The organism is Novosphingobium sp. PhB57 (assembly GCF_004342985.1).
Classification (GTDB): Bacteria; Pseudomonadota; Alphaproteobacteria; order Sphingomonadales; family Sphingomonadaceae; genus Novosphingobium.
Map to the genome: position 1 here is coordinate 500,811 of NZ_SMBO01000001.1, position 18,979 is coordinate 519,789.

The 18,979-nt window shown below is 65.4% G+C and carries 18 protein-coding genes; 5 read left to right on the plus strand and 13 right to left on the minus strand.

Annotated elements, in window-relative coordinates:
- Positions 1-68: 68 nt before the first annotated feature.
- Genes rnhA through ispH form a run of 3 tightly spaced genes read right to left on the minus strand, consistent with a single transcriptional unit; the run spans position 69 to position 2,483 of the window.
- Positions 69-506, minus strand: a complete 438-nt coding sequence (rnhA, locus tag EDF58_RS02190; RefSeq protein WP_132262277.1) for a ribonuclease HI — start codon at positions 504-506, stop codon at positions 69-71.
- Positions 503-1,492 carry a homoserine kinase gene (gene thrB / locus EDF58_RS02195; RefSeq protein ID WP_132262279.1) on the minus strand — a complete coding sequence of 330 codons (990 nt, stop codon included), beginning with the start codon at positions 1,490-1,492 and terminating at the stop codon, positions 503-505. Before thrB ends, rnhA begins: the two co-directional genes overlap by 4 nt.
- Positions 1,493-1,508: 16 nt before the next feature.
- On the minus strand, positions 1,509-2,483 hold the full coding sequence (ispH, locus tag EDF58_RS02200; protein WP_132262281.1) for a 4-hydroxy-3-methylbut-2-enyl diphosphate reductase: 975 nt from the start codon (positions 2,481-2,483) through the stop codon (positions 1,509-1,511).
- Between the two features lie 67 nt (positions 2,484-2,550).
- Between ispH and EDF58_RS02205 the strand changes: the two genes are divergently transcribed.
- Positions 2,551-3,213 (plus strand): hypothetical protein, encoded by a 663-nt coding sequence (locus tag EDF58_RS02205; RefSeq protein WP_132262283.1) that lies wholly within the window; start codon positions 2,551-2,553, stop codon positions 3,211-3,213.
- An 83-nt stretch (positions 3,214-3,296) separates the two neighbouring features.
- On the opposite strand, the gene EDF58_RS02210 is transcribed toward EDF58_RS02205, so the two are convergent.
- From EDF58_RS02210 to EDF58_RS02235, 6 genes are all read right to left on the minus strand, one after another.
- Positions 3,297-4,091, minus strand: a complete 795-nt coding sequence (locus tag EDF58_RS02210; RefSeq protein ID WP_132262285.1) for a lysophospholipid acyltransferase family protein — start codon at positions 4,089-4,091, stop codon at positions 3,297-3,299.
- Positions 4,088-4,525: a Fur family transcriptional regulator gene (locus EDF58_RS02215; protein ID WP_132262286.1), complete on the minus strand. Its 438-nt coding sequence runs from the start codon at positions 4,523-4,525 to the stop codon at positions 4,088-4,090. The genes EDF58_RS02210 and EDF58_RS02215 overlap by 4 nt, the downstream gene beginning before the upstream one ends.
- Before the next feature lie 121 nt (positions 4,526-4,646).
- A complete protein-coding gene (locus EDF58_RS02220; RefSeq protein ID WP_132262288.1) occupies positions 4,647-5,093 on the minus strand; it encodes a MucR family transcriptional regulator in 447 nt (148 codons plus the stop codon).
- Positions 5,094-5,241: 148 nt separating this feature from the next.
- Positions 5,242-5,715 carry a GNAT family N-acetyltransferase gene (locus tag EDF58_RS02225; RefSeq protein WP_132262290.1) on the minus strand — a complete coding sequence of 158 codons (474 nt, stop codon included), beginning with the start codon at positions 5,713-5,715 and terminating at the stop codon, positions 5,242-5,244.
- A 7-nt stretch (positions 5,716-5,722) separates the two neighbouring features.
- Entirely contained in the window at positions 5,723-6,385 is a 663-nt protein-coding gene (tsaB, locus tag EDF58_RS02230; protein ID WP_132262292.1) for a tRNA (adenosine(37)-N6)-threonylcarbamoyltransferase complex dimerization subunit type 1 TsaB, read from the minus strand.
- Positions 6,386-6,407: 22 nt separating this feature from the next.
- Positions 6,408-6,986: a NifU family protein gene (locus tag EDF58_RS02235; RefSeq protein ID WP_132262293.1), complete on the minus strand. Its 579-nt coding sequence runs from the start codon at positions 6,984-6,986 to the stop codon at positions 6,408-6,410.
- Between the two features lie 200 nt (positions 6,987-7,186).
- Here EDF58_RS02235 and EDF58_RS02240 point away from each other — a divergent pair, with 200 nt between their 5' ends.
- Both EDF58_RS02240 and EDF58_RS02245 read left to right on the plus strand, forming a co-directional pair.
- Entirely contained in the window at positions 7,187-10,117 is a 2,931-nt protein-coding gene (locus tag EDF58_RS02240; RefSeq protein ID WP_132262295.1) for a M16 family metallopeptidase, read from the plus strand.
- Between the two features lie 240 nt (positions 10,118-10,357).
- Positions 10,358-11,731, plus strand: a complete 1,374-nt coding sequence (locus tag EDF58_RS02245) for a 3-deoxy-7-phosphoheptulonate synthase class II (RefSeq protein ID WP_132262297.1) — start codon at positions 10,358-10,360, stop codon at positions 11,729-11,731.
- A gap of 91 nt (positions 11,732-11,822) precedes the next feature.
- Here EDF58_RS02245 and EDF58_RS02250 read toward each other — a convergent pair whose 3' ends face one another.
- Complete coding sequence (locus EDF58_RS02250; protein WP_132262298.1) at positions 11,823-12,023, minus strand: hypothetical protein; 201 nt, start codon at positions 12,021-12,023, stop codon at positions 11,823-11,825.
- A 210-nt stretch (positions 12,024-12,233) separates the two neighbouring features.
- Between EDF58_RS02250 and EDF58_RS02255 the strand changes: the two genes are divergently transcribed.
- Together EDF58_RS02255 and EDF58_RS02260 are read left to right on the plus strand one after the other, a co-directional pair.
- Positions 12,234-12,506, plus strand: coding sequence for a hypothetical protein (locus EDF58_RS02255; RefSeq protein ID WP_132262300.1), 273 nt, complete (start codon positions 12,234-12,236; stop codon positions 12,504-12,506).
- Positions 12,507-12,597: 91 nt separating this feature from the next.
- Positions 12,598-14,496 (plus strand): CocE/NonD family hydrolase, encoded by a 1,899-nt coding sequence (locus EDF58_RS02260; RefSeq protein ID WP_132262301.1) that lies wholly within the window; start codon positions 12,598-12,600, stop codon positions 14,494-14,496.
- Positions 14,497-14,541: 45 nt separating this feature from the next.
- On the opposite strand, the gene EDF58_RS02265 is transcribed toward EDF58_RS02260, so the two are convergent.
- The 3 genes from EDF58_RS02265 to EDF58_RS02275 all read right to left on the minus strand — a co-directional run bounded on the left by EDF58_RS02265 (position 14,542) and on the right by EDF58_RS02275 (position 18,876).
- Positions 14,542-16,296, minus strand: a complete 1,755-nt coding sequence (locus tag EDF58_RS02265; protein ID WP_132262303.1) for a chloride channel protein — start codon at positions 16,294-16,296, stop codon at positions 14,542-14,544.
- A gap of 184 nt (positions 16,297-16,480) precedes the next feature.
- Positions 16,481-17,275 (minus strand): SDR family oxidoreductase, encoded by a 795-nt coding sequence (locus EDF58_RS02270; RefSeq protein ID WP_132262305.1) that lies wholly within the window; start codon positions 17,273-17,275, stop codon positions 16,481-16,483.
- Between the two features lie 173 nt (positions 17,276-17,448).
- On the minus strand, positions 17,449-18,876 hold the full coding sequence (locus EDF58_RS02275) for a globin-coupled sensor protein (protein ID WP_132262307.1): 1,428 nt from the start codon (positions 18,874-18,876) through the stop codon (positions 17,449-17,451).
- Positions 18,877-18,979: the final 103 nt, after the last annotated feature.

Below are 18,979 nucleotides of genomic sequence, written 5' to 3' on the forward strand. Positions count from 1 at the left end.
AAGGCGTTCGCGAAGGACGGGGAGCGGCGGAAACCGGGGCGGTTCGGAAGCAGGCAGGTCGCGCCTCCCTATTTGCCTGCCGCCACCGCCGCGTCGCTGGCCAGCTTGTCCACGCGCTCGTTCTCGGCATGGCCGGAATGGCCGCGCACCCATTCCCAGTGGACCTTGTGACGTGCAACCGCCTCGATCAGGTCATGCCAGAGATCGGCATTGCGCACCGGCTGCTTGCTGGCATTGATCCAGCCCTTCTTCTTCCAGCCGTGAACCCACTTGGTGATCCCGTCGATCACGTACTTGCTGTCGGTCTGGAGCGTGATCTCGCAAGGCTCGGTAAGGGCGTTGAGGCCCTTGATCACGGCCGTCATTTCCATGCGGTTGTTCGTGGTGTCCGGCTCGCCGCCCGACATCTCCTTCTCGTGGACGCCCATGCGCAGAAGCACGCCCCAGCCGCCCGGCCCCGGATTGCCCTTGCAGGCGCCGTCGGTGAAGATCTGAACCTGTTTCATGCGCCGAAGATGCCAGAATTGGCCGGATCGGCATAGAATTCGAGGCGCCGGGCAAAGGCCATCGGGTCCTTGGGCGTGACGAGCGCGTCTTCCGGCGTGTTCAGCCAGTCATAAGCGCGGGTCGCCAGGAAGCGGATGGCCGCGCCGCGCGCCAGCAGCGGCAGGGCGGTGCGCTCGGCCTCGGAAAGCGGTCGCACGGCTTCGTAACCCTCTATCAGCGCGCGCGAGAGTTCGGCATCGAACTGCGTGCCGTCGTTGCTGAAGCACCAGGCCGAATGGGTGACGGCGACGTCGTAGGCCAGGATGTCGGTGCAGGCGAAGTAGAAGTCGATCAGGCCGGTGACCTGGCTGCCCAGCATCAGCACGTTGTCCGTGAACAGATCGGCATGGATCACGCCGCTGGGCAGGTCCGACGGCCATTTCCCGGCCAGCTCGGCCAGTTCGCGTTCGACCAGGGCGCCGAGCGCGGGGTCGATCGATTCCAGCCCTTCGCGGCCGCAGTCGCCCAGCAGTTGCTGCCAGGCGGGCAGGTCCAGCGCGTTGACGCGGTCATGTCCGAAGTCGGCGGCGGCGAGGTGGATCTGCGCCAGGGCCGAACCGACCGCGCGGACTTGCGCCGCCGTGGGTTCGGAAACCGAAACCCCGGGCAGGAACTCGATCAGCGCCAGCGCCTTGCGGTTTTCGCCTTCGCCAATGAAGCGGTGGCTCGCCCCGTCGCGGTCATGCATGGTGCGCGGCACCGGGCAGTCGCGCGCGGCCAGATGGTCGAGCAGGTCGAGGAAGAAGGGGAGGTCGGCCACATCCGTCCGGCTTTCGTAGACGGTGAGGATGAAGCGGCGCGCGTCTTCGCCCTGCCGGGTCTCGATCAGCCAGTTGCTGTTGGACACGCCTTCCGCGATGCCCTTGGCCGAAATGAGCGTACCGACGCCGAACGTCTCGATGATCGCGGACATCTCTTCCGCGCCGAGTCGGGTATAAACTGCCATGACGAACTGGATTCCTTCAGCGGGCGAGCTGGCGCGGCAGCTTGAACGTGATGGTTTCCTCGGCGGTCACACGCTCTTCGGATTCGACTTCGCGCAGTTCCTTGATGCGCGCGACCACCTCGTTCACCAGTTCCTCGGGTGCCGAGGCACCGGCGGTCAGGCCGAGGGTGTCGATGTCCTGCAGCCATTCCGGCTCGATGTCGGTCGCGCGCTGGATCATCACGCCGCGCGAACCGGCGCGCTCGGCCACTTCGACCAGGCGCATCGAGTTGGAGCTTTTGGGTGAGCCGATCACCAGCACCAGATCGCAGTCCGGGGCGATCTGCTTGACGGCGCCCTGGCGGTTGGACGTGGCGTAGCAGATGTCTTCCTGCTTCGGCGCCACGACTTGCGGGAAGCGCGCCTCGATCGCGGCGATGATCGCCGCGGTATCGTCCACCGACAGCGTGGTCTGCGAAAGATAGGCGAGTTCGCTGCCTTCCGGCACGTCCACCGTGGCCACGTCGCCCACCGTCTCGATCAGGGTCATGTTGCCTTCCGGGACCTGCCCGAAGGTGCCGATCACCTCGGGATGTCCGGCATGGCCGATGAAGAGGATGTGGCGCCCGTCCGCGATCTGGCGCTCCGCCTGGCGGTGCACTTTGCTGACCAGCGGGCATGTGGCGTCCAGCCATTCGAGACCACGCGCCGTGGCCTTGGCCGGCACCGACTTGGGCACGCCGTGGGCGGAGAAGATCACGGGTACGCCGTCCGGCACCTGGTCCACGCTTTCCACGAAGACCGCGCCCTTGGCCTTGAGACTGTCGACCACGAACTTGTTGTGCACGATCTCGTGCCGCACGTAGACCGGGGCGCCGTAGATATCGAGCGCGCGCTCCACGATCTCGATGGCGCGATCGACGCCGGCGCAGAAGCCGCGCGGGGCCGCGATCAGAAGGCGCAGGGGCTTGCCGGCGCGGGACGGGGTGGGAGACGGAAAGGGCGCGTTCATGAATGGGCCTCTAGCGCTTTGCCGCTTGCGCCGCTAGGGCAAGCCGACGTCTTCGAGGAACCTCACGATGAATGCACGCCGCCTGACTGCCACTGTTCTCTGCTCCGCCGCCGCGGTGACCGCGCTGAGCGGCTGCGCCAAGAAGGGAGAGATCGTGGTCGATTCGGGGGTTGGCATCACTGCCGTGCGTTCGGCCTGTCCGGCCGTGGGTATTCCCGACTATACCGGCGACATGACGCTGTTCCGCGCGGCGAACGATCGCACCGCCAACAATATCGACCTCGAAGCGGCGATGACGAATGTGCGGACGAGCTGCAACGACCAGGGCACCGACAAGGTCTTCGCGAAAGTGGAGTTCGACGTTCTTGCGCGCCGCAACGACAAGCAGGGCGCGCGCCAGGTCACGCTGCCGTTCTTCGTCTCGGTGCTTCAGGGCGGCACCGCCGTCGTTTCCAAGCGCGTCGGCCATGTCACGCTGAACTTCGCAGACGGCCAGGATCGCGCGCAGTTCCACGCCAACGGCTCGGCCTATATCGATCGCGCCGCCGCCACGCTGCCGGCCGACATTCGCGAGAAGATCACCCGCAAGCGCAAGGCCGGCGACGCCGATGCCGCCGTCGATCCGCTTTCGGATCCGGCCGTGAAGGCCGCCGTTGCCCGGTCGAGCTTCGAAGTCCTCGTGGGCTTCCAGCTCGACGAGGCGCAGCTCGCCTACAACGCCACGCGTTAAGGGTGTGACGAGGGCGCTCCGGCGCCCTCGCAATCATGGGGACCGGGGGTGATGCGGCAGGAGCCGTGGCTCCTGCCTAAGGGTCAGCGCCAGGCCTGGCCCAACTCGTTTCTGGCGTTTTCGATCGCGGCCTCTGCGCTGCGGGCCATGGCCTTGCGATCCCGGCGTTCCTCGCCCTCCAGGGGTTGGAGGAAGTGCAGCGTCACCCGGACGGGCCGCAGGCGTGCGAGAATGCGCAGGGCGTTGTCGAGGCCGGGTTCGTCGCCCACCCATGCGATTTCTTCCGCTTCGCTGCCGTAATCGAGCCAGACGGGCTGCACGGTCAGGCCCGCGTCTTCGGTGCCGATGGCGGAAAGCAGCGACGATTTGAACGGCAGCAGATCCGTGCCGTTGGAGGTGGTGCCTTCGGGAAAGATCGTCAGCGCGCCGGTTTCCTTCAGCGCCGTGCGAATTTGCTCCACTTGCGCAGCGACGGTGCTGCGGCGATTGCGCGCCACGAAGACAGTATCGTTGAGCGTGCAGAGCCAGCGCAGCGGGCCGAAATCGGCGAGGCCGTCATGGGCGATGAAGGCTGTCCCGCTGGCGCCGGAGAGCGCGGGGATGTCCAGCCAGCTGACATGGTTCGCCAGAAAGAAGCTGCCGGGTGCTGGCCGGCGGCCCCGAACGGTCACGCGCAGGCCGGAGATGGTGCCCACCAGGCGCAGGAAAAACGGCGGCACCGGATTGCGCGCCGTGAAGGGCGATGCCGCATAGTAGGCGGCAACGCAGACCAGCAGCAGCGCCAATAAAGCGAAAAGGCGGATCGCGATCAGGGGCCAGCCCCAGATCGCGATCCGCCTGATCGGTTCGGAAGCCCTGGCCGAAGCCTCTGGCTTCACTTGCGCGCTTCGCCTTCCTCGCGGCCGATCCGCACGCCGAAAAGCTCCATGCGGTGATCGACGAGACGGAAGCCGAGCTTTTCCGCAATCTGGCGCTGCAGCGATTCCAGTTCGGGATCGACGAATTCGATGACCTGGCCGGATTCGACGTCGATCATGTGGTCGTGATGCGCTTCGGGGGCGGCTTCGTAGCGCGCGCGGCCATCGCCGAAGTCATGGCGATCCAGGATGCCGGCTTCTTCGAAAAGGCGCACGGTACGATAGACCGTTGCGATCGAGATGCCCGGATCCAGCGCGGTGGCGCGTTCATGGAGCTTCTCGACGTCGGGATGGTCGGTACTCTCAGACAGCACACGGGCGATGATGCGGCGTTGTTCGGTAATCCGAAGGCCGCGTTCTGCGCAGAGGGCTTCGAGGTCGATAGGTTGATGCACGTTTGACCTGTATCAATGAAAAGGCACGGCAACCTAGATAGGCGGCCGTGCCTTCAATCACAACCGGAGAACGTCGATTACGAAAATCGACGATGCTCGTGACGGTTCTGTTCGCAGCCGATCAGGCGGCGACGGTCTTCGGCTTGCGGCCGCGACGCGCGTTGGGCTTGCGACCCAGGCCGATCTTCTTCGCCAGTTCGCGGCGCTTCTCGGCATAGTTGGGGGCGACCATCGGATAGTCGGCGGGAAGGTTCCAGCGCGCGCGATACTCTTCCGGGGTCATGTTGTAGTGCGTCATGAGGTGACGCTTCAGCATCTTGAGCTTCTTGCCGTCTTCCAGGCAGACGATGTAGTCGGGCTTGACCGAAGCACGCACCGAAACGGCGGGTTCAGGCTTTTCTTCTTCGACCACGGGGGCACCGCCAAGTCCTGCGAGGGCGCCGTAGACATTGGTGATGAGGGCGGGGAGATCCTCTACGCCGACACTGTTGTTGCTGACATGAGCAGCTACGATGTCCGACGTGAGCGTGATCAACGTCTCGTTGGCATCAGCCTGGATGGTTTCCATTATTTTACGACCTCTTTTTTGCGACCATTTTGGAATCGGCGGCCATTTAAGGCCTGCACTTGTCTTCTGAACCATTTTGTTCAGGAATTCAAGGTCTATTAGAAGTCGTCCCTAATTGTGACAGTTGTAACATTAGGTATCGACATCTTTATTCAGAAGGCGGGCAACCAATGTCGCAAGCAAAGGTTAGTGCGTCGATTCTGTCACCACCAGGTGTACGGTAGTACTCCCTGCGTTCGCCGATCTGGTAGAAACCGAAGGCGGAATAGAGCAGTTCCGCAGGGTTTCCTTTTCTCATTTCAAGTAAAAGTCGTTTAGCTCCTCGCGCCGCTGCGGCAAGTCGAAGCGAGTCCAATATGGAGCGTCCAAGTCCTAGACGCCGATATTCGGGGTTCACGGCCAGAAGCAGTAGTTCCTCTTCCTCGTAGCCGGTACGGGAAAGCGAAAAACCCGCCGCCGCTTCGTCTTCCGCGACAGGCGTTCCTTGCGCGGAAATGAGGAAATAGTGGCAATTCCCGAAGGCCAGGGCATCTTCGACCTGGCGCCGGTTCCAGGCTTCACCCCAGGCGGGTTCGAAAGCCTGCGCCATGACGGCCATGATCCTGTCGAGATCGTCGATCATCGGCGCCTCAGTTTCCGGGAGCGGGAAGGCCGCCCGGCAGGCGCGCATCGGGTGCGCGGCCGTACAGAGGGCGGGTGTCGGATGTCAGGGCCGCGGCCGGCAGCAGCGGGAACGCGCGCGCATCGGGCCAGACGGGCAGGGCCGTGCCGCTTCCGCGCGCCGTGACGAGGGCTTCGGCCTGGGTGCCGGCGATCACGGTTTCGATTGCGCTTGCTGCGGCAGCTTCGGGCCGGAGCGACACGAGCGGACGGGCCACGTTGCCGTCGCCCGCGAAGCCTTCGATGAACCATTCCCCGTGCCCGCCGGTCATGGCCACGCCCACGGGGACGTTGCCCGCCTGGTCGCGCGCGATCGCGGCAACCATGGCCAGCGTCGAGTAGCCGGCTATCTCGGAGCCCCATGCGAGGGCGAGCGCGCGCGCCGCAGCCAGGCCCACGCGCACGCCGGTGAAGCTGCCGGGGCCGAGTGCCGCCACGATGCGCGGCGCGCGGCCACGATCGGGAAGGGCGGCGATCATCGGTACGAGGGCTTCGGCGTGGCCGCGGCCCAGCATGCGAAACTCGCCCGCCACCAGCCTGTCGCCATCGAAAAGCGCGACCGAGCAGGCCTCGGTCGCGCTATCGATCACCAGTGTCAGGCCGCCGAAAGGCGCATCTGTCGCTTCCGTCATGTCTGGTCAGTCGTTCCCGGGATCAGGCGGCGCGGACTTCGGTGACTTCGGGGACGTAATGCTTCAGCAGGCTTTCGATGCCGTGCTTGAGCGTCGCACTGGAGGAGGGGCAGCCCGAGCAGGCGCCCTGCATGGCGAGGTAGACCACGCCGTCGCGGTAGCCGCGATAGACGATGTCGCCGCCGTCGTTGGCCACGGCGGGGCGGACGCGGGTTTCGATCAGGTCCTTGATCTGCTCGACGATGTCGGCATCGGCCGGATCGTCACCATAGTCGGCATCCTCTTCGGCCGGAACCGAGAAGCCGCTGGCATCGCCGCCGGAAAACAGCGGGGCTTCCGATACGAAATGGTCGAGCAGGATCGAGACGACCTGCGGCTTGAGGTCGGACCACTCCGCGCCGGGCGCGGCGGTCACCGAAACGAAGCCCTGGCCGAAGAACACGCCGGTCACGTCGCCCAGGTCGAACAGCGCCTGCGCCAGCGGCGAGACTTCCGCGTCTTCGGGCGAAGTGAATTCGCGGGTGCCGGACGCCATGACCTGCCGTCCGGGCAGGAACTTGAGCGTGGCGGGATTGGGCGTGGCTTCGGTTTCGATATACATGATCCACGCGATTTAGGTGCTGCGCGGATAGGGTCAAGTCCACAAGCCGCAATTGACTTTGCGCGGCGCGGGAACAAGGCTGCGATTTGCCTCTTTCTAAGCCGCGACTTCACACGCTTGAATCCCCTGACGACCGGCGCTTCCTAATCACCGGCGCTATTCACTGGCCCTTAATCGAACCGGAACCTATACCCCTCCCGATGACGAAATCTTCGCGCGCCGCCCGCTCGCTCGCTTGCCTGCTCCTGCTGGCTCCCCTCCCGGTTCAGTCCGTTCTGGCGCAAGTGCCGAACGCCCCGGCTCCGGCGGCGGACACGCTGCCCGGAGACAGCAATCCGTGGCTCTATCGCGGCAGCGACATTCCGCGCGATCCCGAATGGCATTTCGGTGAGCTGCCGAACGGCCTCAAATATGCCGTGCGCCGCAACGGTGTGCCGCCGGGGCAGGTTTCGATCCGCATCCGTGTCGATGCCGGTTCGCTCTACGAAACCGATTCGGAGCGCGGCTATGCGCACTTGCTGGAACACATGCTGTTCCGCCAGTCCAAGTACATTCCGGAAGGCACGGCCATTGCCGCCTTCCAGCGCCTGGGCGCGACCTTCGGTAGTGATACCAATGCCGTGACCTCGACCACGCAGACCGTGTTCAAGCTCGACCTGCCCAACGCGACGCCCACTTCGCTGGACGAGACGTTCAAGCTGATGAGCGGCATGGTGACGGCGCCGACGCTGTCGGCCTCCAACCTCAAGTCCGACTTGCCCATCGTGCTGGCCGAAATGCGCGAGCGGGGCGGCGCCGCCAAGCGTGTGCAGGATGCCATGCAGAAGACGCTCTATGCCGGGCAGCCGCTCTCCGTGCGCGAGCCGATCGGTACGGTGGAATCGCTGACTTCGGCAACGCCTACCTCGGTGCGCGCCTTCTATTCGCGCTGGTATCGCCCTGACAACGTGGCGGTGATCGTCGCGGGCGATGCCGATCCGGCCACGCTGGAAAGCTACGTGAAGAAGTGGTTCGCGGACTGGAAGGCCAATGGCAAGCTGAGCCAGGCGCCCAGCTTCGGCGATCCGGTCGCGCCCAAGGATGCCGATCGCAGCAATCCCGTCGGCGAGACGAAAGTGCTGGTCGAGCCCGACCTGCCGCCTTCGCTGATGTATGCCATCTTGCGCCCGTGGCGTCAGGTTACGGACAATATCGTCTATAACCAGGGCCTTATGGTCGATTCCATTGCCCAGGCCGTAATCAACCGCCGTCTCGAATCGAAAGCGCGGGCCGGTGGCAGCTTCCTCTCGGCTTCGGTGAACCAGGACGATGTCTCGCGGTCGGCCGACGCCACTTTCGTGTCGGTGACGCCGCTCGGCGATGACTGGGAGGCGGCCTTGCGCGATGTGCGCGCCGTGATCGCGGATGCCACGACCAAGCCACCCACGCAGGCCGAGATCGACCGCGAAGTGGCCGAACTGGATGTCGCATTCCAGGTTCCGGTCGAGCAGCAGCGCATCCTGCCGGGCTCGAAGCTGGCCGACGACATGGTCAATGCGCTCGACATCCGCGAAACGGTGGCCGCGCCGAACGACGTGCTGCGCATCTTCCGCGAATCGAAGCACTTGTTCACGCCCGCGGACGTGCTCAAGCACACGCAGCAGCTGTTCAACGGAACGGTGACGCGGGCGCTGTTCACGACGCAGAAGGAAGGCGGCGCTACCGACCAGTCGCTCCGCTCCGCCTTGCTCCAGCCCATCAAGCCCGATGCCTCGATCCGCACCGCCGGTAATGAAAAGCCGGTGTCCTTCGAGAAGCTGCCCGCCATCGGCGCGCCTCACAAGGCGACCGCCCAGACCTCGACGGGACTGCTCGATATCGAGCAACTGACTTTCGCCAATGGCGTGAAGGCCCTGCTCTGGCCGGTTCAGGAAGAGCCCGGCCGCGTCACCGTGAAAGTGCGCTTCGGCGGCGGCAAGCGTTCGATCGACCCCAAGGACGCGCCCTATATCGCGCTGGGCGAGTTCGCGCTCGTCGGCTCGGGCCTGGCCACGCTTGGCCAGGAGGATCTCGACCGCATTTCGACCGGGCGCAAGATGGGCTTCGACTTCGAAGTGCAGGACGCCAGCTTCCAGTTCCAGGCGGAAACGCGCCCGCAGGACCTGGCGGACCAGCTCTACCTCTTCGCGGCCAAGCTCGATCTTCCGCGCTGGGATCCGCAGCCGCTGGTCCGCGCCAAGGCCGCGGCGAAGATCCAGTATGCCACTTACTCCACCTCGCCGCAGGGCGTGCTGAACCGCGACCTGGAATTCTACCAGCGCGGCCAGGATCCGCGCTTTGCAACGCCGAAGCCCGAAGCGATCGAGAAGACCACGGCGGCCGGGTTCAAGAAAGTCTGGAGCAAGGCGCTTGCCAGCGGCCCGGTCGAAGTCCAGATCTATGGCGATTTCGACAAGGCTTCCACCATCGCCGCGCTGGAAAAGACTTTCGGCGCGCTCAAGCCGCGCACGCCGGCGCCTTCCACCGCGAACCTGGCGGATGTCACCGTGCCCAAGCCTTCGGACACGCCCATCGTGCTGCAGCACCATGGCGATCCCGACCAGGCGGCGGCGGTTATCTCCTGGCCGACCGGCGGCGGCTCTATGGGCATCCGCGAATCGCGTCAGCTTGAAATCCTGACGCAGCTCTTCACCAACCGCCTGCTCGATGCAGTGCGCGAGAAGCTGGGCGTGGCCTATGCGCCTTACGTCTATTCGCAGTGGCCCGTGGACATGGCGGCCGGCGGTTCGATCACCGCCATGGCGCAGCTCGACCCCAAGTCGACCAAGGTGTTCTTCCAGACCGCGGACGAGATCGCGCAGGATCTCATCAACAATCCGCCGACGGCGCAGGAACTGGCGCTTGTGACCGAGCCGATGCGTCAGCAGGTGACGCGCGCGGCATCCAGCACCTCGTTCTTCATGGGCCAGCTGGAAGGTGCGACGTACGATCCCTCGCGCATCGGCACCGTTCGCACGATCCTCTACGATTATACCGCCACGACGCCGCAGCAGATGCAGGCGCTAGCCGCCCGCTATCTCGGCAAGAACAATTCGTGGCAGCTGGAGGTCATGCCGGAAGGCAAGGCTGTCGGCGCGGTCGCCGTAAAGTAGGATCAGGTCGAACGCGGGGCAGGATTGTTCGCAAGTTACGCGCGCAATCCTGCCTGCGACACCTTGTTTCGCCGCGCCGGGGCGTTGAAGGCGCAATCGATCACCGTGATCGTCTAAACCGGCTTTGCAAAAATTGCCCGGGGAGGCTATGGCCCGCCCCTTGTTTGCGGTTCTTGCCGGTTTGGCCCCATGCATTCGGCGCGGGGAGAGAGGGCGAAGGAACCGCCGGGAGTACGTAACGTGGCTAGCAATTGGACCCCGGAAAGCTGGAAGGCTCAGGAAGCCCGCCATCTTCCGGTATACGGCGATGCGGAGAAGCTGGGCGAGGTTGAGGCCACGCTTGCGAAGTTTCCGCCGCTGGTCTTTGCGGGCGAGGCGCGTGCTCTGAAGGCGGATCTCGCCGAAGTCGCCGCCGGTCGCGGTTTCCTGCTCCAGGGCGGGGACTGCGCGGAAAGCTTCGCCGAATTCAGCGCAGACAATATTCGCGATTCCTTCCGCGTGCTGCTGCAGATGGCGGTCGTGCTGACTTTCGCCAGCAAGCAGCCGGTGGTGAAGCTGGGCCGCATGGCGGGCCAGTTCGCCAAGCCGCGCTCGGCCCAGACCGAGACGATCGGCGGCATGGAACTGCCCAGCTACTTCGGCGACATCATCAACGGCATCGAGTTCGAGCCGGAAACGCGCCGCAACGATCCGGAGCGGATGCTGAAGGCCTATGGCCAGTCCTCGGCCACGCTGAACCTGCTGCGCGCTTTTGCGCATGGCGGTTATGCGAACCTGCGCCAGGTTCACCAGTGGACGATGGAGCACATCAACCGCAGCCCCTGGGGCCAGAAGTTCGAACAGATGGCCGACCGCATCGGCGAGGCGCTGGACTTCATGGCGGCCTGCGGCGTGGACCCGACTTCGGTTCCCCAGCTTCAGGGCACCGAGTTCTACACCAGCCACGAAGCGCTGCTGCTGCCCTATGAGCAGGCGCTGACCCGCCGCGATTCGCTGACCGGCGACTGGTACGACTGTTCGGCCCACATGCTGTGGATCGGCGACCGCACGCGCTTCGAAGGCTCGGCCCATGTCGAATACTTGCGCGGCGTCGGCAATCCGATCGGCATGAAGTGCGGACCCAGCCTCGAGCCCGACGCGCTGCTGCGCATGCTCGATACGCTGAACCCGGCACGCGAGCCGGGCCGCATGACGCTCATCAGCCGTTATGGCTATGACAAGGTCGAGGCCGGCCTGCCCAAGCTGGTGCGCGCGGTAAAGGCCGAAGGTCATCCGGTGGTGTGGTCGTGCGACCCGATGCACGGCAATGTCATCAAGGCCGAAAGCGGCTTCAAGACCCGTCCGTTCGACCGCATCCTGGCCGAAGTGCGCGGCTTCTTCGCCGTCCACCGCGCCGAGGGTACGCATGCCGGCGGTATCCATATCGAGATGACCGGCCAGGACGTGACCGAATGCACCGGCGGCGCCATCGCCATCACTGACGAGGCGCTGAAGGACCGCTATCACACGCACTGCGATCCCCGTCTCAACGGTGCGCAGTCGATCGAACTCGCTTTCGAGATTGCCGACCTGCTCAACCTGGAAGCGACGGAGCGGCAGAAGCAGGCGGCCTGAAACCACTGCTTTCGATAAAATTGCGCGGGCAGGAAAGTCTTGGCTTTCCTGCCCGTTTTCTTGCCGGAAGCCTGAGCGGTGGGACCGAAGCTCAGGTGCAGGGTTGGCAGGCGGCGGATCGGCTTTCCCGCACTTGCGCGCGCAGCGCTTCGATCTGGGCCGCCTGACGACGCATCACCGCGGCGGCCTGAAGCATGGTCGCCTCCGCTGTGGACCATTCCTTCACGGAACCGCCCAGCGCCGCCCACATTTCGAGCGTCTGCGCCAATGCCTTGACTTCGGCTTCGTCCACCGCCCTCATCCCCGGCGCCCAGACGGGCCGCCGTGCAAAATTGATTGTAGCGGGGCGGGACTCTTCCTTCAGCTCCGCAAAATCGATGCGAATTCTACGAAAAGCCGATAGGCTTGGACGAGCGTCGTCCGTCCTGACGGCTCTTGAGCAGCCTGTTTGGAATGCCGGGGGCAACGGATTGGCGGGATGTTTCGGTGGGGAGGGGGCGTCATGAAGAAGTTCGCGTTTCTTGCGCTGGGCGTGGTTTTCGCGGCCGGGACTCCGGCCTTGGCAAAGGGCCCCGCGGCGTCCGAAAGGGCGGCCGAGAAGAAGCCGGGGATGGACCAGGCCGATCCGATCGAATGCCGCAAGTTCCAGGAAATCGGGTCGCGCCTTAAGATCAAGCGGATCTGCATGTCCCGCAGTGAGTGGGCGGCCCAGGCGCGCGAAGACCGGATGAACATAGAGCGTTCGCAAGTGGCACGGGGACTTGGTCCCACCTGAATCCTGCCGCGCAAGTGGGATGCTCTATCCGGTGGAGATCGGTTGAGAACCCGCTTGACCGCTCGAAATGCACGGGCCACCAAACGGGTCCATGACAAAACATTTCCGGATCGCCGCGGGCCTCGCAGTTGCGCCGTTCGCTCTTGCCGCCGCATCGCATCTCTCGGCGGCGCCGCCCACCGATACGATGATGAACGAGCAGGTCGGCTCGTATGACTGGGTGCGCCCGCAGGCGGATTATATCCGCCGCGAAGTGATGATCCCGATGCGCGACGGCAAGAAGCTGTTCACGGTCATCGTCATGCGCAAGGGCACGAAGGACGGGCCGATCCTGCTCAGCCGCACGCCCTACAATGCCGGCGGCATGACCAGCCGCAACCGCAGCCAGAAGATCGAGGAAATCCTTCCGATCATGGACGCGGACTTCGTCAACGATGGTTATATCCGCGTCTATCAGGACGTGCGCGGGCTGGACGGCTCCGAAGGCGACTACGTGATGAACCGGCCGCTGCGCGGGCCGCTCAACAAGACCAAGGTCGACCATGCCACCGACGCCTACGATACCATCGACTGGCTGGTGAAGAACGTGAAGGAGAGCAACGGGAAAGTCGGCATCACCGGCTCGTCCTACCTCGGGTTCACCTCCCTGATGGCGCTGATCGATCCGCATCCGGCGCTCAAGGCTGCCGTGCCCCAGAGCCCGATGGTCGATGGCTGGATGGGCGACGACTGGTTCCATAACGGCGCCTTCCGCATGTTCGGTTTCGACTACGACCTGGTCCAGACCGTCAAGAAGGGCGGGGGCGCGGTGCCCAAGGGCACCGGCGACGAATATCAGGCCTATCTGGAAGCCGGTTCGGCCATGGATTATGCCAAGGCGTACGGCCTGCTGGACCTTCCGGTGGTCCGCAAGGTGCTGGAGCATCCCAGCTACGACGCCTGGTGGCAGGGTCAGGCCGTGGACAAGCTGCTGGGCGCGCGCAAGCTGACGGTGCCGACCATGCTGGTCGTCGGTCAATGGGACCAGGAAGACAGCTACGGCGCCCCGGCCGTCTATCAGGCGCTCAAGGCCAACGGCACGCCCAGCGAGATGGTCAGCCTGGCCATCGGCCCCTGGCGCCATTCCCAGGTCAATTACGAGGCGCGCGAACTGGGCCCGCTCAAGTGGGAAGGCGATACCGGTGCACAGTTCCGCCAGCGCTACATGAAGCCGTTCTTCGACTGCCACCTGAAGACCGATGCCCCGAAGTGCGATACCCCGCCGGTCGTGACTTACGCCACGGGCGAGAACCGCTGGGAAGTATCGCAAAGCTGGCCCGCAGGCAGCTACACGCCGCTCTACCTCGCGGCGAACTACGGCCTTTCGTGGAGCAAGCCGGCGGCGGGCAGCGACAGCTACGTTTCCGACCCGGCCAAGCCCGTGCCGCTGCTGCCGCGCCCCGTCCACATGCAGGGCGAGGAATGGAAGACATGGCTCGTCCACGACCAGCGCTTCGTCGACGGCCGCACCGATGTGCTGAGTTACAGCACCGGCGTGCTGGACAGGCCCGTCCATATCAAGGGCGCACCCAAGGTCGAGCTTCATGCTTCCACCAGCGGGCAGGACAGCGATTACGTGGTCAAGCTGATCGACGTCTATCCGCAGGAGAACTCGGCCAATCCCGCCCTGGCCGGCTATCAACTCGGCATCGGCATCGAGATCTTCCGGGGCCGCTACGTCCACGGTTTCGACAAGCCGCAACCCCTTGAGCCGGGCAAGGGCTACAAGTTCCAGTGGTCGCTGCCCAATGTCGATCACGTGTTCCTGCCGGGACACAAGATCATGGTGCAGGTGCAGTCCAGCCTGTTCCCGCTTTACGACCGCAACCCGCAGTCCTGGGTATCCTCCATCATGGAAGCCAGGCCCAGCGACTATGTGAAGGCGACGGAAACCGTGACGTACGGCGGCGATGCGGCGAGTGCCGTGTGGCTTCCGGTTGCTGGTGACTAAGCAAACGGCCTCGTTCCGGACCCGATCCGGGACGAGGTCACGCGGTCAGCTTTCTCCGAAGAGTTCGCGCTGCGAGGCTTCGATTTCCTCGAAGTAACGCCGACGTGCATGGCGCTCGGTGACGACGCCGACCACCCGGCCGACGCCGTCCACCACCGCCAGTTCGTCGGCCACGGCCACGTCGAAAGCCTTTATCATCGCGCGGATGTCGGTGGTCGGGGAAAGGGTGGTGCCCTTCAGCGAGGCGAGGGAGCCGATCGCGCTGTCCTGCGGCAGTTCGGGATTATAGGCAGAGGACGTGGCGACGATGCCGGCGTAATGTTCGTCCTCGTCCAGCAGGATCGCCTTGCTTGCCGAGCCCAGCGGAACGCGCGCCCGGAAGTCGGCCACGGACAGCGTGGCCGGTGCCGAGATCCAGTCCTTGCGCATGATGCGTCCGGCCGTAAGGCTGAGCATCCAGCCGATGTCCCGCGGGGAGCGGATGATCGAGCCGCGGATGTGCAGGCGCCAGGTCGAGAACGAATAGCCGAACATCTCGCGCGTGAAGGCGCTGGAGACGAGCGAGGCGGTCAGCACCACGCCCATCAGCGCGAAGTCGTGAGTCGTCTCCAGCATGAGCATGGCCAGCGTCATCGGGCCGCCGACGATGGAGACCGCCAGCGCGCTCATGCCGACGAGGGCGGATTGGGTGGGATCGAGTTCGATGCCCAAAGGCAGCAATTGCACGGCGGCGGCGAAGATCAGGCCGACCAGCGACCCCAGGAAGAGCGAGGCGAAGAACAGCCCGCCGCGAAAGCCGAAGCTCAGCGAAATGACCGAAGCGGCGATCTTGAGCGCCAGCACCATGAGCAGGAAATGGATCGCCGGCTGCATGGCGAGGTTGAGGTGCATCGCGCCGTGGCCCGCTGAAAGCGACTGCGGCGAGACCCAGGCCAGCGGCATCAGCAGCAGCCCGCCCACCAGCGGCTTCCAGCGCGCGAAGCGGGTCAGGCGCTGGACGTGCAATTCGGTGAAGGTCACCAGCCGCATGATGAGTATGCCCACGAGGGCACAGACCAGGCCGAGCACGGCGTAGATGAAATAGTCGCCCGTGGTGAGGTCGCGCGCGCTGGACGCGGCGATCAAGTACGGTTCGACGCCGAGTTCGCGGGTGATGAACGCCGCGCCGAGGGCGGCGGCGATGACCGGGGCGATGGCGGAGGGCGTATAGGCGCCGATCACGATCTCGAAGGCGTAGAAGGCACCGGCCAGGGGCGCGCCGAAAGCGGCGCCAACCGCGGCCCCGGCTCCGGCGCCGACCAGCGTGCGCATGTCGGCGCGGCGCAGCTTGAACCATTGGCCCAGCACCGAGGCGACGCCGCCGCCCATCTGGGCATAAGCCGCCTCCAGCCCCACCGAGGCTCCCGCGCCGTTGGAAATGATGGTCTGGGCGGAGATGATGAGATTGTCGATGAAGGGAATCCGCCCGCTGTGCAGCGCGTTGGCTTCGACGACGTCGATCGGTGCGCGCCGGCGTCTGCGAAGCAGATAGGCGATGCCGATCAGGACCAGGCCGCCGAAGGGCAGGGCGAGCAACCGCCAGGGGTGGCGGATTTCACCCAGTGCGCTCAGCCGGTTGCCGTCGATCGCGTAGAACAGCTGTTGCAGCGTATGGGCGAGAAAGCCCTGGAGGTTGGTGAGCCATCCGGCGGCTATTCCTGCCATGACGGCCAGCACGATGAACGCCAGCTCGCTCTCGCGCATGCGCTGCCGCTGGCGGATGACCAGGGCTTTCAGGGCGTTAACGGCGGGACGTCGCATCGATTGTCGATTGGGCCTGCGCATGCGCGGCTGTCAAGGCGGGTATCGGGAGGAGGGGCAAGAAAAGCGAGCGTGCAGAGCGGCGGTCACGGGACCGTCCTGCGGACGGAATCCGTGTCCGCGCCCTCGTTCTTGCGGGCGCGCGGCATGCCGCACCGGCTTGAGCCCGAGTTCTGCGCCTACCTCACTTCGGAGGCATGCGGATGCCGCCGTCGAGGCGGATGCACTGGCCGTTGAAGTACGTGTTGCGCACCAGTTCGAGCACGAAGCTGGCGAACTCGTCGGGATTGCCCAGGCGCTTGGGGAAGGGGACGGCCCGCCCAAGGCCTTCATAGACCGCCTCGTTCATCTCCTTGACGCGCAGCATCGGCGGGGTGGCGAATGTGCCGGGCAGGATGGCGTTGACGCGAATGCCGAGGTCCATCAGGTCGCGCGCCATCGGCAGCACCATGGCATTGACCGCGCCCTTGCCGCCGCCATAGGCGACCTGGCCGATCTGTCCGTCCTGCGAAGCGGCAGAGGAAGTGAAGACGATGCAGCCGCGTTCGCCGTCGGCATTGAGCGGCTCGGCTGTCGCCATGCCCAGCGCGGCGATCGCGGCCACGCGGTAGGACGCGGTGAACACGCCCTCGGCCGTCTTGGCGATCTGTTCGGTGGCCATGCGCTTGAAGCCGCCCGTGGTCTTGTCGAACGAGACGGTCTTGCCGCCGCCGGCCACGACGGCGCAGTGGACGACGACGCGTTCCTGGCCATGGGTGGCGCGGGCGCGGGCGAAGCCTGCCTCAACGCTCTCCTCGTCGAGAATGTTGACCTTGCAGAACACGCCGCCGATCTCGGCCGCGAAAGTTTCGCCTGCCTCCTCGCTGATGTCGAAGATGGCGACTTTCACGCCTGCATCGGCCAGCGCCTTCGCGCTGGCGCGGCCAAGGCCCGATGCACCGCCCGTGACGACGGCGGCCAGCGTGTTGTCGATCTTCATGGCGAAGGTGTCTCCCGCGATTCGTGTTTGGCCATGGGCTAGCGCACTTCCCGCCAGTGCCGCGCGGCCGGAATGCAGCGCGCGGCCAAGTATCGCTCTGGCGCGGTCAACCGCCGGGGAGCACGCGCCGCCCCCTCGCGGCAGGGCGGCGCGCGAAGATCAGGCGCGGGCGATCAGGCCGCGCAGGTCCTGACGGGTGGCTCCTCGCCGATCTGGAATCGCCCGGCCTGGTTGGCAAGCGTCGTCGCGTCCGAGATCAGGGTGCGGGCGGCGGCGGAGGTCTGTTCGACCATGGCCGCGTTCTGCTGCGTCGTGCGGTCCATCATGCCGACCGTGGAAATGACTTCCGAAATAGCCGTGGCCTGGGCATCGTTGGCCCGCGCCATCGTCTCGACAAGGGCGTGGACCCGGCCGACTTCGCCCGCGATGGTCTCCAGCGAACGATCGACGCGCGAGACGGTGGCGACCGCCTGGTCGATCTCGGAACGGGTGGCGGACAGGCCGTCGCGCGCCTTGCGGGCTTCTTCCTCGGCGCGCATGGCCAGGGAACTCACGAGATCGGCGACGACCGCGAAGCCGCGCCCGGCGCTTCCGGCCCGACCGGCCTCCACGGCCGCGTTCATGGCCAGGACGCGCGTCTGGAAGGCGATCTTGTCGACCCCCTCGATCACGGCATCGATGCCGCGTGCGCTTTCGTGCACGACGTGCATCGCCTGCACCGCGTCGCCGGCCACTTCGCGCCCCTGCTCGACGGAATCGAGCGCTTCCCCGGCAATGCCCAGGGTTTCCTGCGCGCCCGATGCCGTGGCCTTCACGCGTTCCTCGACGCGCAGCAGCGTCGCGGCCGTCTCCTCCAGGTTCGCGGCGCTGCTTTCCGTGCGCTGCGCAAGGTCTTCGGAGGCCCGCGCGATGGCGCCGGATTCGCCGTAGATCGCATGGGAGGCCGTCACCACCGACCCGATCGTCTCGCGCAAGTTGGCGAGGCTGCGGTTGTAGGAGGTCTTCAGCGAGAGGAACCCGGCGGGCAGGTCGTCGATGTCGTGGAGAAGATCGCCGCCCGCCAGCCGCGACATGGCGCGATCGAGGGCGGCAATGGCCTGGTTGCGCTCCGCTTCGGCTTCCTCGAAATAGATCGAGATCGACAAGTCCATGTCGAGCATGGCCGCTTTCATCAGCGCGCGGTTGAGCTTGCCCGGGCTGACGCGGCGCGTGAACAGCCGCCAGGGGCTGGCGCTGCGTTCGACGGCGGCCATGATCTCTTCCAGGATCAGCGCATAGCCGCCGATGTACCAGCGCGGTTCGAGGCCGATCTTGGCGTGGACTTTGCCGATCCGGCTGACGGCGGCGTAGTATTCGGCGTCGAACCGGCCGGTGGCGATGCCCAGCCAGTGGCCGACTTGCGCGCCTTTGGCGGCGTTGATGTGCGCATCGCTGCGGAACATGCGCGCCATCTCGGGGGTCGCGCGGACCCGCCGGTAGAAGTGATCGAGCGCTGGCTGGATGCAGGTGCGGAGAAATGGTTGCGCAGCGGTGAGAATACGGCGCTGCGCGGCATCGAATTCGAGGAACTCCAGACGTTCCTCGACGGTCTTGACTGTCAAGTTCAACTCCTGCCCGGCGGATCTTGTCCGGCCGAATGAAATCGTTTTTCCTGACCTATTATAGAACGATGCGGGCGGCTTTCGGCGTGGGAGGGCCGGGATT

Coding starts and splice junctions, on each gene's coding strand:
- rnhA (WP_132262277.1), bottom strand. CDS start 506: ATGAAACAGGTTCAGATCTTCACCGACGGCGCCTGCAAGGGCAATCCG.
- EDF58_RS02270 (WP_132262305.1), bottom strand. CDS start 17,275: ATGAAGATCGACAACACGCTGGCCGCCGTCGTCACGGGCGGTGCATCG.
- EDF58_RS02265 (WP_132262303.1), bottom strand. CDS start 16,296: ATGCGACGTCCCGCCGTTAACGCCCTGAAAGCCCTGGTCATCCGCCAG.
- ispH (WP_132262281.1), bottom strand. CDS start 2,483: ATGAACGCGCCCTTTCCGTCTCCCACCCCGTCCCGCGCCGGCAAGCCC.
- EDF58_RS02240 (WP_132262295.1), top strand. CDS start 7,187: ATGACGAAATCTTCGCGCGCCGCCCGCTCGCTCGCTTGCCTGCTCCTG.
- tsaB (WP_132262292.1), bottom strand. CDS start 6,385: ATGACGGAAGCGACAGATGCGCCTTTCGGCGGCCTGACACTGGTGATC.
- EDF58_RS02260 (WP_132262301.1), top strand. CDS start 12,598: ATGACAAAACATTTCCGGATCGCCGCGGGCCTCGCAGTTGCGCCGTTC.
- EDF58_RS02235 (WP_132262293.1), bottom strand. CDS start 6,986: ATGTATATCGAAACCGAAGCCACGCCCAATCCCGCCACGCTCAAGTTC.
- thrB (WP_132262279.1), bottom strand. CDS start 1,492: ATGGCAGTTTATACCCGACTCGGCGCGGAAGAGATGTCCGCGATCATC.
- EDF58_RS02255 (WP_132262300.1), top strand. CDS start 12,234: ATGAAGAAGTTCGCGTTTCTTGCGCTGGGCGTGGTTTTCGCGGCCGGG.
- EDF58_RS02220 (WP_132262288.1), bottom strand. CDS start 5,093: ATGGAAACCATCCAGGCTGATGCCAACGAGACGTTGATCACGCTCACG.
- EDF58_RS02225 (WP_132262290.1), bottom strand. CDS start 5,715: ATGATCGACGATCTCGACAGGATCATGGCCGTCATGGCGCAGGCTTTC.
- EDF58_RS02205 (WP_132262283.1), top strand. CDS start 2,551: ATGAATGCACGCCGCCTGACTGCCACTGTTCTCTGCTCCGCCGCCGCG.